The organism is Pedobacter antarcticus (genome assembly GCF_900103515.1).
Classification (GTDB): domain Bacteria; phylum Bacteroidota; class Bacteroidia; order Sphingobacteriales; family Sphingobacteriaceae; genus Pedobacter; species Pedobacter antarcticus.
The window spans coordinates 86,274-105,055 of sequence record NZ_FNGZ01000010.1; the positions used below are offsets into that span (position 1 = coordinate 86,274).

The window sequence follows — 18,782 nt, forward strand, 5'->3', positions numbered from 1 at the left end:
TATTTTAAGCTACGTTTGTTTTCCTAAAGATAAGAAAAATGAAAACAATAGTATTGAATGGGTTTGGAGGAACAGAAAACTTCGGACAAGAAGAAATTAACATTCCTGTGTTTGGCGATAGTGAAGTTTTAGTACGTATAAAAGCTGCTGCCTTCAATCCGATAGATCATCAAATGCGTCGAGGGGAAAGAGAACGCGAGCTGATGATAGGAAATATCCTGGGTATTGAATTTTCTGGAATAGTCGAAAAAACGGGAGTAGCAGTTAATGACTTCAAAGAAGGCAATGAGGTTTTTGGATGTAGCATCGAGAAGGGAAGTAATGGAGCCTATGCTGAGTATATAGCTATTTCTAGTTCTGAGCTTATCCATAAACCGGCCAACATCAGTCTGGAAGAAGCGGCATCCCTTCCCATTGCCAGTATGACCGCATGGTTATGTGTGAACAGGATGGGCTGGAAATCTGGGGAGAGCGTTTTTATAAATGGTGCTGCAGGAGGAGTAGGACGCTTCCTTTTAGTACTATTAATGCGTAATCATCCTGATGCTCATGTAGTTGCGGTTGCCGGAAATCCTGAAAGTATTGCTGTCTTGAAAAGCCTCGGCTTACCAGATGAAAGAATTATTGATTATCATACCCCAGACCTGGAGAAGGTGCTCTTATCAGCAAATGGAGGAAGATTTTACGACCATGCGGTCGATCTGGTAGGCAGCACTATCTCCGAGATTACTGCCAGAATACTTGCCATAAACGGAAACTATCTGGATGTTACGCTTCATGGTACTCAAAATACTCGTGAGATTTTGTTTGATAAAGCAGCAACCGTTATGAACATTGCCGCATATGCTGAAATACAAGATAATAGCGTTTTAAACGCTATTGCTGAGCTTATCAGCAACAAGCAAATAACTGTTCCGGAAATTCGGATCATCGGACCAATCAGCGTAGAGACTGTGTCAGAAGCTCACCACCTGATGGAAAAAAATCAGACGAACGGGAAAAAGTTAGTGATGACAATGTAGGTCTGATTCCCAATTATTTAAGAAGCCTTTCAGCGAATGTTGGAAGGCTTTTTGTTTAAAATCCTTCCCTTTAAATCAATAAAATTCGCCAAAATGCCAGAGTATCCCCGATGGATCATGCAGAAAACATTCCCGCCCCCAATTTTCTACACGGATAGGTGTCAGCTTAACATCCGGATATTTTTTTTCCAGTTCCAAAGAAATCAATTCATCCCAGGTATGCGTTACATTTTCAACCTGAAAGAACACCATGGTATTATCAATCCAATCCTTTACGTAAGCATCCTGCAAATAGAAACCCAATTCCCCCCATTTGAATAGGGATAATACCGGACTTAGAACTGTTTCATTAAATCCAATATCCTGATAAAAATTCCGGGACTGTTCAAAATCTTTAGCACCAATAAATGGCCGGACGGAAACTGCGTTTTGTTTCATATAAAATAATTTTAAATAGTTAGTAGTGAATAGATTCGTATACTGAGCTTTAAATTTCCTATTACTTTCTAAGTACCAGTTTTTTCTTTATCCGGCTTAGTGTTTCTGGAGCAATACCCAGGTAAGAGGCAATGAGGTTTTGGGGGATACGCTCAATAATCTGGGGGTTGGAATTTATAAGCTGCACATACTTTTCTTCAGCATTATGGGTTATGGAGCTCATTAACCGCTTTTCCTTTGTAACCAGGCTATTTTGGTAGAGGATACGGAAATACCGGTCCATAACCGGTACAGCTAATGTGAGTGCCTCATAATTCGATAATGAGATGAGTAGCAGTTCAGCTTCTTCAATAGCATCAATATTAAATACTGACGCCTCACCTGAAAGAAAGCTGTTGAAATCGGAAATCCACCAGCCCTCCCAGCCAAAAACGCTCATATGCTCATCTCCCTTCTCATCTACGTTATAAGTGCGTATCAATCCGGAGGCCACGAATGACAAGTACTTGCAAACATCACCTTCCTGAAGCAAGTACTGTTTTCTCCTTAATTTTTTTTCAATAAAAAAGGGCTTTATCAATTCCTTGTCCATCTCGGTAAGTGACACCTTATCCTGAATATGTTTGAAAAGTATATCGATCATATCTTCTTGTTCTGGAAGTAAAGATAATTCTTTCATGGACTACCTGTAGGTGCAAAGGAACTTCGCTTGATCTGGATCAAGTTTCTTATTTGACACAGGTCAAGGGTGAACCGCTTTCAACTCTTTAATATTGCATAAGATTTTTATGAATTCAAAAAATATATTGATATGGACAAAATAGCTTTAGTAGTTGGTTCAAGTGGGATAGCAGGAAGTAACCTTGCAGAGAAATTAATTTCAAGAGGCTGGGAAACTTATGGACTTGCGCGTAGACCGAATATAGAAAATAAAGAACTTAAGCCTGTTGCCGCCGACCTTATGGATCTTGATAGTTTAAGAAAGGCATTAGCTGAGGTCAGACCAACGCATGTTTACATTACGACCTGGATGCGCAACGAAACCGAGGCAGAAAATATTCGGGTTAACGGGCTAATGGTTCGAAATCTCCTGAGTGTATTGTCAGAAGGCAAATCGGTTGAACACGTGGCTCTAGTTACCGGGTTGAAACATTATCTAGGTCCATTCGAGGCTTATGCGAAAGAGGGATTTCTACCTGAAACGCCACTGCGTGAAGAACACCCAAGATTGGATTTGGAGAATTTTTACTATGCACAGGAAGACGAAGTATATGCCGCCGCAGAACGGGATGGTTTTACCTGGAGTATTCATAGACCGCACACTGTTATCGGTATGGCAGTTGGAAATGCGATGAATATGGGCACAACCCTGGCCGTTTATGCAAGTATTTGCAAAGAGACGGGACGGAAATTTATATGGCCGGGTTCTTCTGCGCAATGGAACGGCATATCTGATGTAACTGATGCAGGTGTATTAGCAGAGCATCTGATTTGGGCATCTACAACTGATGTCGCCCGAAATGAGGCGTTCAATATTGTCAATGGAGACGTATTTCGTTGGAGCAGGTTATGGAAACGACTGGCCGGGTATTTTGATGTGGCTCCTGTTGGTTTTGATGGGCAAATCCATCCTTTAGAGCTCACCATGGCTAATGATGGAGAAATCTGGAAACAGATTGCGGAAAAATACAAATTGAAAGAAAATTCGCTGAGTCGTCTGGCAACAGCATGGCATACTGATCTTGATCTGGGCAGGCCGATTGAAGTGATGACAGACATGTCAAAGAGCAGAAAAATGGGCTTTACTGTTTTTCAGGATACAGAAGAAGCATTTTATAATCTTTTCGAAAAATTGAAGCGCGAAAACTTAATTCCTTAAATCAATAATACACCTGATTTCTTATCAATCCCTCTTTAAAATTTCTTAAAGAGGGATTTTTTGTGGAATCCATTCACTTGTTTTTATACCGTCAATATGACATATTATAAATAATATTGGTATATATGTGACGGGGTTTAAATACTAAAATGATTTTGATGAGGGTGCTCTCCATTCTGTTATTTTTATTAAGTTTTTCTGTTTATGGACAAGTGCCATCCGGAAAAACTATGCATTATACGCAAAAGGAGGGGCTCTCCTTTAATATTATTAATAGTATCAATCAGGATAAAAATGGGTTCATCTGGTTTGCTACTGGAAATGGCTTGAATCGTTTTGATGGCATTAATTTCCGCACTTTCAAATCAGATCCCGATGATTCTGCGGGAATACCGGATAATTATATCCAGAAACTCACCAGGGACGAGAACGGTAGCTTCTGGATTTCTTCGAGAAAAGGACTCTACAGCTTTGATGTAAGTACGGAGAAATTTAAAAATCATCCTATTTTACCACAACGCAGCAAAGCAGATGTGGCGGGAATCAGTCAGAATACTTTGGGTAATTTGTGGGTAGCGACCAGTGGAAATGGTTTTTCATATCTTGACAAAAAAACAGGGCATTTCAAAAATTACACAATGAAATCTCTGAAAGGATTGCCTAGTAATTCCATATTGAGCATCGAAGAAGATCCATTTGGTATACTCTGGGTGGGGACAAGAGATGCCGGCCTTTGTGCATTTAGGCTCAATCGGGATAAAGTTCCGGAACAGCTTTTTAGCGCTCATAATCCGATGCCCTCAAGCAGGGTGAATGCGATTTACCGGGATCATCTTCAGAATATGTGGATTGCGACATCGCGGGGTTTATGGTTATATGAGCGTAAAACCAATAATTTTCATGTCTTTTCTGCAGGTAGTCATCAGTTCATCAGCAACGTTTTTCTATCACTGGCAGAAGACAGTGATCACCAATTATATATTGGTTTACAGGAAGGTGGACTTTATCATTTGGATCTGAATAAGTTAGGTGAAGTGGCGCCTAAAGAGTTAATTTTCGATCAGGTCAAAGATGAAAATGGATTTGGCATTACCCCACGCTCAGTTCCGGATTTGTTTTTGGACCGTGACGAAAATCTCTGGCTGGGTACTTATGGAGACGGTGTTTATATGGTTAGCAAGACGCCCGCGAAGTTTAAGCAGTTTAAAAGAAAATTGATCAATAAAAGTGGGGAAAGCTATCTGCGGTATTATGGGATGTGTATGGATGCGGAGGGGAATCTTTGGCTAGGAACTGACGGTGATGGAATTTATAAATCCCGAAAAGATGGTAAAGTACTACGGCATTACCTGGCTGATGGCCGGCCGAACAGTCTTACAGATAATGCAATACTGAGTGCTTTCAAGGATAGTAAAAATAACCTCTGGTTCGGCACATATGCCAACGGATTGTTGCGCTATGACCCTGCTAAAGATGGTTTTGTTAGTTATAAATATGATCCCCGTAAATCTGGTTCTATTGCTGGTAATGATGTGCGGGTTATACACGAAGATGATCATGGAAATATCTGGATAGGAACTAATGGTGGTGGCTTGAGTAAATTAGATGGTCAGACTGGAAAGTTTATAAATTATAATATGGTTAATAGCCGCATTAGTTCTAATGATGTCCGTTCTTTAGAAAACGATGAAAAAGGAAATCTTTGGATAGGGACTTATGGCGGGGGGCTTAACTATCTAGTAGTTAGAGAAAATAAGATTTATCCATTTCTCCAGGATGGAAAATCCCGTGTCAATTTATCTGGTAACATTCTCTATGCTTTACACCTGGATGGGCAAAAAAGATTATGGATCGGGTCGGAGGGAAATGGGTTGTTAGTTTATGATACCCGCCAGAAATCATTACTGAAATTCAGTGAAAAGAACGGGCTGGCCGATAATACAGTGTATGCCATCCTGCAGGAGAGCCCGGGCAAAGTCTGGATAAGTACTAATGATGGTTTATCAAGTATTGATCTGAATACCAAACAAGTTTATAACTTCAGTGGAAGCGATGGACTTCAGGGTGGCCAGTTTAACGCCGGGTCGGCGATGGTAGACGGCAGTAGTGGTTTTATGTGTTTTGGTGGTACAGAAGGGTGGAATTTGTTTTACCCCAAAACTATAATGCCGAGTACCTTTAAACCACAGATCAGTATTATTGGTCTGCAATTGTATGGCCGGGCAGAAAAAGATAAAGGTAATCTGGTCCATGTTAATGCGGGAGAAGAATTGACATTAGAAGCTAATCAATCGGTGTTTTCTATACAGTATGCAGCGTTAAACTATGCTTATCCACATGATGCACAGTTTGCATACAAACTCGAAGGTTTAGATAATGACTGGAATTATGTGAAGCGGCAACGGTCTGCGACCTACAGGTATCTGCAACCTGGCACCTATACTTTTAAAGTTATAGCGACCAATCAGGATAATATCTGGCAGGAAAATTTCGCTGCGATTACTATTCACATTTTACCTCCCTGGTATAAGAGCTGGTGGGCCTACACACTTTATGCTGTTTTAGTTGCCGCTTTGATTTATGGATTTGTCCATTATAAATCTAAACAGGCCAAGCTCAAATACAGGATCCGCATTGCTAACCTGGAAGCACAGCAAGAACGGGAACTGCATCAGAGTAAATTATCTTTTTTTACAAATATTTCCCATGAATTCCGAAGTCCCCTTACCCTGATTATTAATCCGGTAAAGGAAATGATCCAGGATCAGCAGACGAGTTCAGACTTAGGAAATCTGAATATTGTTTACCGGAATGCAAAAAGGTTATTAAGCCTTATTGACCAGTTGCTTTTGTTTAATAAGGCAGAGACTCAGTCCGATCAGCTTAATATCTCCAGGATTAACCTTATTGAGCTGTGTGAAGAGGTTTTTCTCTGCTTTTCTTACCAGGCAACGAAAAAAAATATCACTTATACTTTTGAAAAAGAAAGTGACTATACCGAACTGTATGCAGATCGTGAAAAAATAGAAATTGCTTTATTTAATTTGATTTCCAATGCTTTACGTCATACTGCCGATGGAGGAATTGTGAAGCTTTCTATCCTGGAATCGCAAACTAATGTAAGCATAACAGTTGCGGATACCGGAACCGGGATAGATCCTAAGATCGGGAATAAGGTGTTCGAACGTTTTTATAAATCTCAGCAACATCAGAAAAACTTTAAAGGCGGTTTTGGAATAGGGCTGTTCCTGGTCAAAAATTTCGTTGACAATCATCATGGTCAGGTTAGTTTTACCAGTAAAGTCAATGAAGGTACAATATTCAAGATTGAGCTGTTGAAGGGGAAGCAGCACTTTAAGCAACATCTGATTCTGGACCATCAACCGCAAAGTTCCGTGATTCTGGACGAGTTAAATACTTTTGAGCAGGATTTTACCGAACTCAATACAACAGAAAGCCAGGAATTCAGGCAGGATGAAAATGCGCTGGACCTGCAACAGGGAATCCTGTCCGAAAAACCAACACTTTTGATTATTGACGATAATGATGACATCAGGCGCTATATCAGCAGTATTTTTAAACCGAAATATGAAATTCTGGAAGCTATAAATGGTGAAGATGGCCTTTTAATGATAGTCAAATATTTACCGGATATAATTATCAGTGATGTACTCATGCAAAATATGGATGGTTTAGCACTTTGCAGTTTGGTTAAAGCAGACCCGGCACTTAATCACATTCCATTCATTTTGTTGACAGCAAGTTCTTCTCCTGAAACCCGTCTTAAAGGTATCGAAGGAGGCGCCGATGCGTATGTAAGCAAACCGTTTGATAAAAAATTTCTTATCGTAACTGTGGATAGTCTGCTGAAAAGCAGAAATAACCTGCAGACATACTTCTATAATAAAATAACACTGAAATCTGCAAACCTGAAAATTTCTGCAGATTATAAAGAGTTTTTGGACCGCTGTATCGATATCGTAGAACGGCATATCACCGACCCTAATTTTGGCATCAGTACACTCGCAGATGAAATCGGGATGAGCCGTTCAAATCTCTACACTAAAATTAAATCTATTTCCGGACAATCATCAAATAGCTTTATTCGCTTTATCCGTTTACGTAAAGCAGCAGAAATATTTATTCATACAGATCTTACTGTACAGGAAACAACTCTTCTGGTAGGGATCAGGGATGCACGTTATTTTAGGGAACAATTCTATAAGCTGTTTGCCATGAATCCTTCTGACTATATTAAAAAATACAGGAAAGTATTCGGGAGCAAATATGCTGTTCATAAATCTCTGTTAAAGGGAAAAGAAGAGAAATAAAGCTGTTTTTGTTCAAATCCCCCCGCTTATTTGAGAGTTTACCCCTCACGGCGTGGCTGTAAATATATCGAATTTAGCTTCGTTCATGGCGCTACTTAACAGCAGCCTTACGAGCACTTAACACAAACCAAATATAGTATGAAACGAAATCTACAAAACAACCTGTCAGGGGACACCTGATCCGTGGGCTTAAATCCCATTATTAATTCTCTAAGTGTCCACTCAAAAATTACGATCATGTATTTAAAATATTCTCTTAAAAAGAGTATTCAACTGATGACGGGAATATGCATTCTCCTTATCCTGACTTCTACTGCCTTCGCACAGCAAGTGCTGCGCGGAAAGGTAACAGACAGTAATAATCAACCTTTACCTGGAATCAGTGTGAGGGTTAAAAATGCCGCATCAGGCACCAGCACTGATGCCAATGGTAATTATCAGCTTAGTATTTCTGACAACAATGCCATTCTTCAGTTCACATCTGTAGGATTTGCCGTGCAGGAAGTTTCTGCTCAAGGTAAAACGACCATCAACGTTGTGCTGCAAAGTGACGACCGTGCTTTAAATGAAGTTATGGTGGTTGGTTATGGTACGCAAAAGAAAGAGACTGTAACCGGATCTATTTCCCAGGTAAAAGGGGAGGATCTCGTGAAAAGTCCGCAGCCCAATCTTTCCAATGCACTTGCCGGAAGATTTTCTGGTGTAGTGATTAGCAACCGTGGTGGAGAGCCAGGTTATGACGGCTCTAACATTACTATCCGTGGACTGGCCACTACAGGTAGCAACAACGTTCTTGTTGTGGTAGATGGAATTCCAGGACAAATAGGAGGTTTGGAACGTCTGGATCCGAATGATATTGAAAGTGTCTCTGTATTAAAAGATGCGTCTGCAGCTATTTATGGTAACCGTGCTGCTAACGGTGTAATTCTGGTAACGACCAAAAAAGGTAAAACCGGAAAACCTGTTGTCAGTTATAGTTTTAACCAGGGTTTCAGCACACCAACGCGATTGCCAAAGATGGCAGATGCCGCTACTTATGCGCAGATCATGAATGAGATTAATTTTGACTCTAATCCTAATGGTGGACTAAATCAGTCTTTTACACCGGAACAGATAGAGTTATTCCGGAACGGTTCAGATCCTTTGCTCTATCCAAATACAGACTGGACAAAAACAGTTCTGAATAAAGTTGCAGGACAGACACAACACAGCCTTTCTGTAAACGGTGGAACTGAAGACGTTAAATATTATATGTCATTAGGAACGATCAGCCAACAAGGGTTGTATAAAAATGGCGCGACAAAATACAATCAGTATAACTTCAGAACTAATCTGGAAGCAAACATAAGTAAACGTTTAAAGGTTGGTTTATCCCTTTCCGGTAGGGAGGAGGATCGTAAATTCCCAATTACTGGTGGTGGTAATATTTTCCGCTCTTTATATCGTTCGAAACCTACCATTGCCGCATTCTATCCAAATGGCTTGCCTACAACTGGAATTGAAAATGAAAATCCGGCCGTTCAGGTTACTGACCTAGGGGGGAGCACCAACAATCCGAATCAGGTACTGAATGCAATTTTAAGAGGTAGTTATCAGATTCCTGGTGTAGAAGGACTTTCAGTAGATGGTTTCTTCTCAGCAGACAAATCGAATGCCTTCAGCAAAAGCTTTAATAAACCTTATGTGCTTTATAACTACGTGCCTTCAACTGGTTTATACAACAGTAATATTGTAGGGGGAAATAATCAAAAAGCTACTTTAACAGAATCGCAGCGTCGTGAGTCTTTATTAACTTCCAACGTTAAATTGAATTATGCCCGTCGTTTTGGTCGTCATGATATCAATGCCTTTGTTGGTTATGAGCAAAGTAAAAATAACCTGGAGTATTTTGATGCGCAGCGTTTCAACTATCTGTCTACGCAACTGCCGGAACTTTCGCAAGGTGGAACAGCGGCTATTGACTTCCTGAACTCGGGTTATAGTTCAAATTATACCCGTAGAAGTATTATCAGCAGGTTAGCTTATACCTTTGACGATAAATATCTTTTCGAAGGACAATTAAGAAGAGACGGTTCTTCGATCTTTGCAAAAGGTAATCAGTACGGGTCTTTCCCTTCAGTTTCTGCAGGCTGGAGAATTAACAAAGAAGAATGGTTTAAAAACAATATCAACTTCTTTGATGAGTTGAAGATTAGAGGTTCCTATGGTTCATTAGGTAATGATAACGTAAATGGATTTCAGTTTTATGACAACTACACCTTGGTTAACAATGGTTTTGTAGCGCTGACTCCAGGTGGTGTGCCTACTATTCAGCCAGGTGTGGCTCTATCTAAATTAGCCAATCCAAATATTACCTGGGAAGTAGCCAAGAAACTGGATATCGGTATTAACGCTGTTTTCCTGAAAAACTTCACTTTAGAAGCGATCTATTTTGAGCAGAAGCGTTCAGATATTTTAACAACAAGAAATGCTTCGCTTCCAGGTTCATCGGGTATTGTGAATCCTTTCGAGCCAGATCCGAATAATCTTAAGCCGTTGGTGCCTTCTGAGAATATTGGAAAAGTAAACAGTAAAGGTTTCGAGGCTACTTTAGGTTATAATCATACTGGAAGTGAATGGAGATGGGGAGTTTCCGGTAATTTTACCTATGCAAAAAGCAAGATCATTTTTATTGATGAAGCAGCAGGTACGCTCGATTATCAAAGACAAACCGGAAGACCATTAAACAGTTATTTACTCTATAACAGCATTGGCATTTTCCGTACACAGGCAGAGCTGGATGCTTATCCACATATCAACGGCGCAAAGGTTGGGGACTTACAGTATCAGGACTTTAATGGCGACGGAGTAATTAATGCCGACGATCAGACAAGAACTAAATATGGTAATGTTCCGCAGATCACTTACGGTTTCAATTTTAACGTTTCCTATAAAAATTTCGATCTGTCAGTTTTGTTCGCCGGTCAGGCACAAGTGAGTCAATATGTATTACCTGAAGCAGGTAGTGTAGGTAATTTCTACAGCAGCTGGGCAGATAACAGATTTAGTCCTACTAACCCTAACGGAACTTTTCCAAGGGTAACAGAAAGAGCTTCGAACGCAATTAGTGGTGGTGCCTACAGAAATGACTTCTGGTTAAATAATGCAGCTTTCCTAAGGTTAAAGAATGTAGAACTTGCTTACAACTTAAAAGCAGATTTCTTATCTAAATTGAAGGTTTCTGGTGTAAGAGTATTCGCCAGCGGATTTAACCTCTTTACAATTAGTAAGGTAAAAGACTACGATCCTGAAGGAAATAATGAAAGCGGTCAATTTTATCCGCAGCAAAGGATCATCAATTTAGGCGCTAACGTGAAATTTTAATAAGAACCAAGATGAAATACAATTATAAATTACCTGTTTTTATCGTGATCGGCAGTCTATTTACGCTGGGTTCATGTAAAAAAGATTTTCTGGAAACTACGGCAACGGATAGAATCCCAACCAATACACTAGAAACAGATTCTGCTGTTTTTGAGGCCTTTGTTACTAATGGATACATTGGAACAAGATTGCAGGATAAAGAAGCTGACGGCACAAATCCTGGATTTGGACGAGGTTTTGAGTACAGTATGGCGAGTTCCTTTACGGATGAGTCATTATACAATAATGATGACAATACCTGGATGGTTCAGCGCGGGCAATTAGCTCCGGAGAACCTGGGTGCACTGGGTGTTCTCTGGGGTAGAAGTTACAGAAGTATCCGGGAATGCAATTATGCCTTAAGTGTGCTGGCTAAGATTGATATGAGTGCTGGCCACAAGCGTATGCTGGAAGGAGAGATTAAATTTATCAGAGCTTTCCGCTACCTGGATCTGATTAGAAACTACGGTAGAGTGGTTTTAATGGGAGACCGCGTGCTAGGTTTGAATGACAACCTTCAGGATCCTTCATTATTTAAACGGGAAACCATCAAAGAGGGGATTGACTATGCGGCTGCGCAGTTTGCAGAGGCGGCAGAAAAACTTCCTCAAGATAATGGCGGTAACTGGGTGTCGGGCAGAGCAACAAAAGGAGCTGCCCTGGCTTTAAGAGGACGTTTACTTTTATACGCTGCCAGCCCTTTGTATAACGCAGGGACCTGGGCTGATGCTGTTACTGCATCGCAACAAGTAATGAGCTTAAACAAATATGCGCTTTATCAGGGTGGATATGGCAATATGTTCCTGATCAACGAAAGTGATGAAGCTATTTTTCAGCGTTTGTATACCAGAAATGCGAATCATGTGCACATGGAAATTGCCAATGGTCCAAATGGTTATGGAGGTTGGGCAGGTAATACACCTATGCAGAATATGGTCGATGCTTATCAGCTTACGAATGGTTTGCCTGCAAATACGTCGAACCCATTATATAATCCGGCAAATCCTTACGCGAATCGTGATCCGCGTTTTGCCGCGACAATCCTTTATAACGGCGCTCCTTACAGAGGTCGTAATGTGGAAACTTTTATACCTGGAGGTAAAGACAGCAGAGATGGGCAGGATAACTGGAATACAAGTAAAACAGGGTATTATCTGAAGAAGTATATGAATGATGCTTACCCACTGCAAAATCCATGGGGAAATGCCGGTTTTCAGCCTTGGATCTATATTCGTTATGCAGAAGTTTTATTAAATTTTGCTGAAGCCAGCAATGAAGCTTATGGCCCGCAAGCCGTAGCTCCAGGTTCTTCTATATCTGCTGTACAGGCAATTAATATGATCCGGGCGAGGCAGGGTGTAAATATGCCAGCACTTCCTGCAGGTATTAATCAAACAGATATGCGTCTGGCAATCAGAAATGAAAGACAGGTGGAACTCGCCTATGAAGAGCACCGTTTTTATGATGTGAGAAGATGGCAGATTGCTGCGGTAACAGAAAATGAACCCGCAAAAGGAATTATCATCACTAAAAATTCAAATGGCACTTTTACTTACACTCCAAAAGTAGCACTGGATGGCAGAAGGTTTGAAACCAAGCATTATTGGCTCCCTATTCCACGTTCTGAAATCTTAACATCAAATAATCAACTGGAACAAAATCCAGGTTATTAATACCAAACAGCTTCAGAAAGATCCTTTCTGAAGCTGTTTTCTAATTAAAATTCACAAGAACCATTGCTGCATTATGAGAAGAAAATACTATTTATTATTCACGTTACTTTGTTTCCTTTGTCCAGCTTTATTGAATGCACAGGATGCCAGTGAGCGCATACTGTTTAATACGGGCTGGAAATTTCATAAAGGAGACCTACCGCAGGCTGAAAAGGTCAATCTGAATGATCAAAAATGGCGTAGTCTGGAATTGCCCCATGACTGGAGTATTGAAGGGCCGTTTAGCCAGGAATGGGCGAGCAGCACAGGATATCTTCCAGGGGGTATTGCCTGGTATCGTAAAACATTTAAATTAAAACCTGAAGAAATTTCTGCTAAAACGTTTATTTATTTTGACGGGGTTTATAAAAATAGTGAAGTCTGGATTAACGGACATTACCTGGGAAAAAGACCTAATGGTTATGTATCCTTTCAATATGAACTTAGTAAATACCTGAGTAAGAATGGAAGTAATGTGATCGCTGTCAAAGTAGACCATACCAAATTTGCAGATTCACGCTGGTACCCTGGTTCTGGGATTTACCGTAATGTCTACTTGATTAAGAAAAATCCGGTTTATATCCCGACTTGGGGACTGACGTTTACCACTCCGGAAGTTAGAACTAACAAGACATTGGCGAATGTGGTCGTAAAGGTAGAAAATTCAAATGCTAAAGCTGCTGTGGTCACCGTAAAAAGTACGCTGAAAGACCCTCAGGGAAAGGTTGCTGCGACGGCGGAAAAGCAACTGAATCTGGGTGCTGTAGCAAAAGGAGAAACAGCTATGGATTTTGTGCTTAACTCCCCGCAGTTGTGGTCAGTAGACAAACCGGCATTATATGACTTGAATGTCTCTATTTTTATCGATGGAAAGAAAGTAGATCAGCAGACAGAAAGAGTTGGTTTGAGAGATATCCGTTTTGATGCTAACGAAGGTTTCTTCCTGAATGGCCAGAATATGAAAATGAAAGGTGTCTGCGTACATCATGATGCAGGCGCATTAGGTGCTGCGGTACCTGTTGAAGTATGGAGAAGGAGATTACAGCAATTAAAAGACGTAGGGTGTAATGCAATCAGAATGAGCCACTATCCGCACCAGGACTATTTATATGATCTGTGTGATGAAATGGGATTTCTGGTTATGGATGAAGCATTCGATGAATGGGCACTGGGAAAAAATAAATGGATCAAAGGTTGGAATGAAGGCACGCCGGGAAAAGATGGTTACCATGAATATTTCGCAGAATGGGCAGAGCGTGATCTGGAAGATATGATCTTGCGGAGCCGTAACCATCCCTCTATTGTTATGTGGAGTATAGGTAATGAGATCGACTATCCAAATGATCCTTACTCTCATGAAATACTCAGCAGTGGTCGTAATCCTCAGATTTATGGAAGAGGTTATTCTCCGACTAGTCCACCTGCCAGTGAGATGGGAGATATTGCAAGGAAACTGGTCGATATAGTCAAAAGGAATGATACAACGCGTCCTGTAACTGCTGCGTTAGCTGGTGTAGTGATGTCTAATTTTACAGATTATCCTGGACTACTAGATCTGGTAGGGTATAACTATCAGGAATACCGCTATGCAGAGGATCATAAAAAATATCCTAAAAGAATTATCTATGGTAGTGAGAATGGTAAAGGAAAAAATGAGTGGTTAGCTGTTGACAGTAACAAGTACATATTTGGCCAGTTCTTATGGACAGGGTTCGATTTTGTTGGTGAAGCGAGAAAATGGCCGATGAGAAGTAGCGGTGCAGGTTTATATGATATGGCAGGCTTCCCAAAAAATGATTTTTACCTGAGACAGTCACTTTGGACAGAAAAACCGATGGCTTATATCATGGCTTCGAAAAATGATGCTGACGAGGATATGAAGTTTCTATGGAGTTCTGTTCCTTCCTGGAACTGGGAGGCAGGAGCTCAATTGAAGATTCAGGGGATCACCAACACGGAAGAAGCTGAGCTTTTTCTGAACGGGAAGTCTCTGGGCAGAAAAAAGGCCGGGAAGCTGGAGCCTACTCTTTATTGGGATGTAGCCTATCAGCCGGGTACGCTGGTGATTAAAGGCTACCGAGACGGAAAAGAGGTCGCATCTTATAGTTTGATTACCAGTACTGATGCTACTCAAATAACGGCTAATACAGATCGGACAACTTTCGATAAAAAAGCAAAAGGAGTCTCGATGGTCGAGTTACTTTTAAAAGATAAAGACGGAAACAGCGTTTTTAATGCAGATCAAACTGTTGAGGTTACGATTGAAGGTCCGGCTAAGCTTTTAGGTCTGGAAAGCGGAGATCTCGCCAGTCATGAAAGTTACCAGTCAAATCGCAGAAAAGTATATAGAGGAAAACTATTGGCTTATATCCAATCTGAAGGAAAGGCAGGAACAATAAAAGTAACCTTTAGTTCTCCGGGACTGACATCTAAAACAATTACCTATAAGTCGGAGTAAATTTCATTGATTAGCTTAAAATAAAAAACCTGCCCAGAGACATTGATGTCTCCAGGCAGGTTTTTTGTTTTAAGCTGCCATTGGCAGACAATATAATGCTGCGTTTATTTTACACCGATAATGACCACATTATCCAGGCGCATGCCTAGTGTATTTGCTGAAGCAGAGCCGAAAAATTCGACTGTGTTATTTTCGAGTGCTGAGATATCAGTTAATTCTATAGTAGAGAATTTATTGTTGTCTGCATTGCTCACCGGACGACTTGGAACTGTGATTTGTACACCGTTTACTTTAACAGAAATTACGTTGAAATCTGATACAGAGCTTGCTGAATTCGCATTTGGAGCAAGGTCATATTTGAGCTTAAGTTTTGTATATCCGGATGTTTTAATCCCTTCTATTTTCAAAGAAGCATCTTTAGTCGCTGGTAACCAGGCGTGGATATTGTCAGGGTAAGCACTAATAGTTCTCAAGTCTGTAGTACCATAGCTATCGCTGAAGATAAATGATGAATTTGACCAGCCCGTATAAGAACCGACTTTTGGCTTATTTGCTGCGGCACCTGTTCCAAAGGTTTCAGTGAAAAGCACTTCCTCTACACCTGTTGGTGGATTGGTTTCGTCTTTATCCTGATTAACTTCGTGAGAACCAGAGGGTACTTCTGTCCAGTTGTTAATAGTTGCTCTTAATGATAACGCTACTGGTGTTCTTGAAGGACCATTTCTGAGTTCTATATCGTAAATGTATTTTTTACCTTGTTCGAACTTCGTATTTGCAGGCAGGCTCAATTTAAATTTACCACCTGGTAAAGTGAAAGTGATTTGCGTAGCAGCCGCTTCAGATGAGGGTAACAGGATCGCTTCTGCAGTCACCACTGAATTTATGCTTTCGATCTTTGCAGATAAGTCGGCAGTTTCTGAGGCGTCACCCAATGAACCTGTCGCTAAATCAAAATTTGCTTTGGTATTTAAGCCGGCGATGGTAACTGCCAGACCACTTAAATCAGTAACGCCTTCCCCTGTTTTTACGTTGAATTCTATTTTCGATAATTGGTGAGAAAAGACAAGGTTTGCATTTGAGTTGGTTTTGCTTAATCCGTTAGCATTATTTGAGTATAAAAGATCAATCGCTGCCTGGTTGTTTTGATTACTGATATCTACTGGATATACATTACCGTTAAGCGTAGATTTTAGTGGGTAGTAAGCAATAAAGTCAACCGTTTTTCCATCTTCCGGAAAGTATATAGTTTGATTTTTCGCTGAAGGATTGAAATCGCCATCACCATTAGTCTTGTATGCTTTATTTGCAGCCAATATATCAGTTAACCCGGTTCCGGTTTTCATGAAAACCCCGATTTCATCGTTAGCTGCCCAGGCATCGTTCAATGCTGTGGTTTTAACCAGGTTATTAATACTCGAGGAGAAAGATATTGCCTTAGCACCAGGTGTTAGCTCAGGAGGTGTTGTTGTATCGTCTTTTTTGCAGGAGCTGCTCATGATGAACAGCGCCATAGCCGTAGCCAGTAGAATGTTTTGATTTTTCATTTAGCGTTATGTAAGCTCGTTAGGTTTATTTCCAGATAGTATTATCAATAGTTGCTTTAGCGTCATTCGGGATTTTCGGAAAGAAAGTATACCCAGTTTCTTTCTCCAGGTCACTTACATTCATTCTGTAGCTATTATAAGAGGTTGAAGAAGGAATAATTTGATTATTAATCTTGAAAGCGATTGTATAATAAGTATTCCCTTTTTTCATCGCCAGTGCTTTATAATAATATTTAGGTATTGCAGACCCTTTGGCATACGTTACCGTTTCATCCGTTTTTGTTTTGATTGCTGCTCCCGTCACTACGTATAATGTGTCGCTTTGCGCCGTCCATGTTCTTACCTGTTGTTCCAGGTTGTTCCAGATTCCCTGGTTCATGGAAGATATCTGAGCGGTCATATTGCTGTAGTAGAATGTTGTTGCATTGAGGTCTCTTGTCGCTGTACGGTCCCCGCTTGGAATCTGGTGACCACGGTCATACCCATTACCAAAAGAACTGCTTAAATTCACCTGTGAATCCTGGTTAATCAGCGGGTCAAAAGCCCAGGCATCACTACGGCCGGAACTGCCTATGTAGGAAGAATGCATAGGATAAGCCACCCAGTATGCCATTTTATATTTCTTATCATATAACATAGCGTAGTTTCTGACATTTGGACGGCCCGGGAATCCATGAGCTATATAAACCGTGTTTTCGTCGGTACTGATTACCGGAGTTTCCAGATAACCTGATGTGGCGGGCGGCGTAGTTACCGTTTCCTGATCCAGTATGAATGTGCCCGAAGGAATGTCTGTCCAATTGGTAATCGACGCTTTTAAGGATACAGCTGTACCGGTATTTCCGTTACCATCGCTGTTTAATACAATTTCATACGTGTATTTTTTACCCTTTTCGAATTTTGTATCTGCAGGGATTTTCCAGGTGAAGTTTTTTCCACCAACGTTGAACACAACTTTGGTTGCCGACACAGCCGGAGATGGGATCAGGATAGCTTCTGCAATCGTCAATCCATTTCTGACACTTGTCCTTGACTGAATATCGGCAGTCTGATCCTGCGATGTTAAACTTCCGGTAGCTAAATCAAATTCAGCAGTAGTTTTCTGGTCAGTCAGACTCGCACTTAATCCATTAAGATTAGAAACACCTGTGCCGTTTTTTACCGTAAATTCAACTTTAGAAAGCTGATGTGAAAAAATAAGGCTTGCACCAGGTTTAACCTTACTCAGGTTTACAGCATTGTCTGCATATAATAAATCTATGGCACTTTGTATAGTTTGATTAGTTACATCAACGGGATATTTAGTAGAAGTTAAAGCCTGCATGTAAGGGTAGTAGGCGATAAAATCCACTGTACTGCCGTCTTCAGGGTAATAAATTGTCTGATCTGGGGAGACAGGCGTAAATTCGCCGTCGCCCGGGGTCGAATACATTTTATTGACAGAAAGAACATTAAGCAGTCCACTTCCTGTTTTCATGAATACACCAATGTTATCATTTGTGTTCCAGCTGTTGTCAACAGCTTTCGTTTTTATTTCTCCATTAATCGATGAAGAGAATTTTACTGCTGTACCGCTGCCGGGGATAATTTCAGGAGCTCTATCCTTCCGGCATGCGGTACCAAACAGTACAAGCAAGAAAATAGTAGTTAAGTGTAGATTTTTAATTTTCATATTTTGTAATTTATTTCGGTTTTACTTTGCAGGCGCCGACTTGCATAATTTGTGCTTGAATGACGAGCAGTTCATTTTTATAATGGGCGCATTTAAATGTGAAATCCGGTTACAAAGGAACGTTCTGCGGCGTAAGGATTTGTTAACGATTTGAAAAGCTTACGTTAAGTTTTGGAAGGTCTTGCGGTTTGACGGGTAGGTTTTAAAGCTATGCAGTGTCCAGATAATTAACAGAGGGAGGCGTATAATAGTCAGGACGTAGTGAATATCAACCTTCCGGTTTTGCTTATTACTTTATAAGTAAATTGAGTTTTTCAAAAAAAT

10 protein-coding genes are annotated in these 18,782 nt (G+C 40.6%); 6 read left to right on the forward strand and 4 right to left on the reverse strand.

Features of this window, described 5'->3' with window-relative positions:
- The first annotated feature begins 38 nt into the window (after positions 1–38).
- Entirely contained in the window at positions 39–1,022 is a 984-nt protein-coding gene (locus tag BLR53_RS16650; protein ID WP_074591334.1) for a quinone oxidoreductase family protein, read from the forward strand.
- Between the two features lie 75 nt (positions 1,023–1,097).
- Here BLR53_RS16650 and BLR53_RS16655 read toward each other — a convergent pair whose 3' ends face one another.
- Positions 1,098–1,460: a VOC family protein gene (locus BLR53_RS16655; RefSeq protein ID WP_037437672.1), complete on the reverse strand. Its 363-nt coding sequence runs from the start codon at positions 1,458–1,460 to the stop codon at positions 1,098–1,100.
- 61 nt (positions 1,461–1,521) lie between these two features.
- On the reverse strand, positions 1,522–2,139 hold the full coding sequence (locus tag BLR53_RS16660) for a Crp/Fnr family transcriptional regulator (protein WP_234797584.1): 618 nt from the start codon (positions 2,137–2,139) through the stop codon (positions 1,522–1,524).
- 132 nt (positions 2,140–2,271) lie between these two features.
- Between BLR53_RS16660 and BLR53_RS16665 the strand changes: the two genes are divergently transcribed.
- The 5 genes from BLR53_RS16665 to BLR53_RS16685 all read left to right on the forward strand — a co-directional run bounded on the left by BLR53_RS16665 (position 2,272) and on the right by BLR53_RS16685 (position 15,242).
- Positions 2,272–3,339, forward strand: a complete 1,068-nt coding sequence (locus BLR53_RS16665; RefSeq protein ID WP_037437673.1) for an SDR family oxidoreductase — start codon at positions 2,272–2,274, stop codon at positions 3,337–3,339.
- Between the two features lie 149 nt (positions 3,340–3,488).
- A complete protein-coding gene (locus BLR53_RS16670) occupies positions 3,489–7,670 on the forward strand; it encodes a hybrid sensor histidine kinase/response regulator transcription factor (RefSeq protein WP_083332112.1) in 4,182 nt (1,393 codons plus the stop codon).
- Positions 7,671–7,907: 237 nt separating this feature from the next.
- A complete protein-coding gene (locus BLR53_RS16675; RefSeq protein WP_083332113.1) occupies positions 7,908–11,033 on the forward strand; it encodes a SusC/RagA family TonB-linked outer membrane protein in 3,126 nt (1,041 codons plus the stop codon).
- Positions 11,034–11,044: 11 nt separating this feature from the next.
- Positions 11,045–12,745 (forward strand): RagB/SusD family nutrient uptake outer membrane protein, encoded by a 1,701-nt coding sequence (locus BLR53_RS16680; protein ID WP_037437677.1) that lies wholly within the window; start codon positions 11,045–11,047, stop codon positions 12,743–12,745.
- Between the two features lie 73 nt (positions 12,746–12,818).
- Complete coding sequence (locus BLR53_RS16685) at positions 12,819–15,242, forward strand: glycoside hydrolase family 2 TIM barrel-domain containing protein (RefSeq protein ID WP_074591340.1); 2,424 nt, start codon at positions 12,819–12,821, stop codon at positions 15,240–15,242.
- A gap of 104 nt (positions 15,243–15,346) precedes the next feature.
- Here BLR53_RS16685 and BLR53_RS16690 read toward each other — a convergent pair whose 3' ends face one another.
- A complete protein-coding gene (locus BLR53_RS16690) occupies positions 15,347–16,786 on the reverse strand; it encodes a fimbrillin family protein (protein WP_074591342.1) in 1,440 nt (479 codons plus the stop codon).
- Positions 16,787–16,811: 25 nt separating this feature from the next.
- Entirely contained in the window at positions 16,812–18,458 is a 1,647-nt protein-coding gene (locus tag BLR53_RS16695) for a fimbrillin family protein (protein ID WP_074591345.1), read from the reverse strand.
- Positions 18,459–18,782 lie beyond the last annotated feature (324 nt).

What these genes read in the sequence shown, in the direction of transcription:
- BLR53_RS16650 (WP_074591334.1), top strand. Translation starts at nt 39, where the DNA reads ATGAAAACAATAGTATTGAATGGGTTTGGAGGAACAGAAAACTTCGGA.
- BLR53_RS16655 (WP_037437672.1), bottom strand. Translation starts at nt 1,460, where the DNA reads ATGAAACAAAACGCAGTTTCCGTCCGGCCATTTATTGGTGCTAAAGAT.
- BLR53_RS16660 (WP_234797584.1), bottom strand. Translation starts at nt 2,139, where the DNA reads ATGAAAGAATTATCTTTACTTCCAGAACAAGAAGATATGATCGATATA.
- BLR53_RS16665 (WP_037437673.1), top strand. Translation starts at nt 2,272, where the DNA reads ATGGACAAAATAGCTTTAGTAGTTGGTTCAAGTGGGATAGCAGGAAGT.
- BLR53_RS16670 (WP_083332112.1), top strand. Translation starts at nt 3,489, where the DNA reads ATGATTTTGATGAGGGTGCTCTCCATTCTGTTATTTTTATTAAGTTTT.
- BLR53_RS16675 (WP_083332113.1), top strand. Translation starts at nt 7,908, where the DNA reads ATGTATTTAAAATATTCTCTTAAAAAGAGTATTCAACTGATGACGGGA.
- BLR53_RS16680 (WP_037437677.1), top strand. Translation starts at nt 11,045, where the DNA reads ATGAAATACAATTATAAATTACCTGTTTTTATCGTGATCGGCAGTCTA.
- BLR53_RS16685 (WP_074591340.1), top strand. Translation starts at nt 12,819, where the DNA reads ATGAGAAGAAAATACTATTTATTATTCACGTTACTTTGTTTCCTTTGT.
- BLR53_RS16690 (WP_074591342.1), bottom strand. Translation starts at nt 16,786, where the DNA reads ATGAAAAATCAAAACATTCTACTGGCTACGGCTATGGCGCTGTTCATC.
- BLR53_RS16695 (WP_074591345.1), bottom strand. Translation starts at nt 18,458, where the DNA reads ATGAAAATTAAAAATCTACACTTAACTACTATTTTCTTGCTTGTACTG.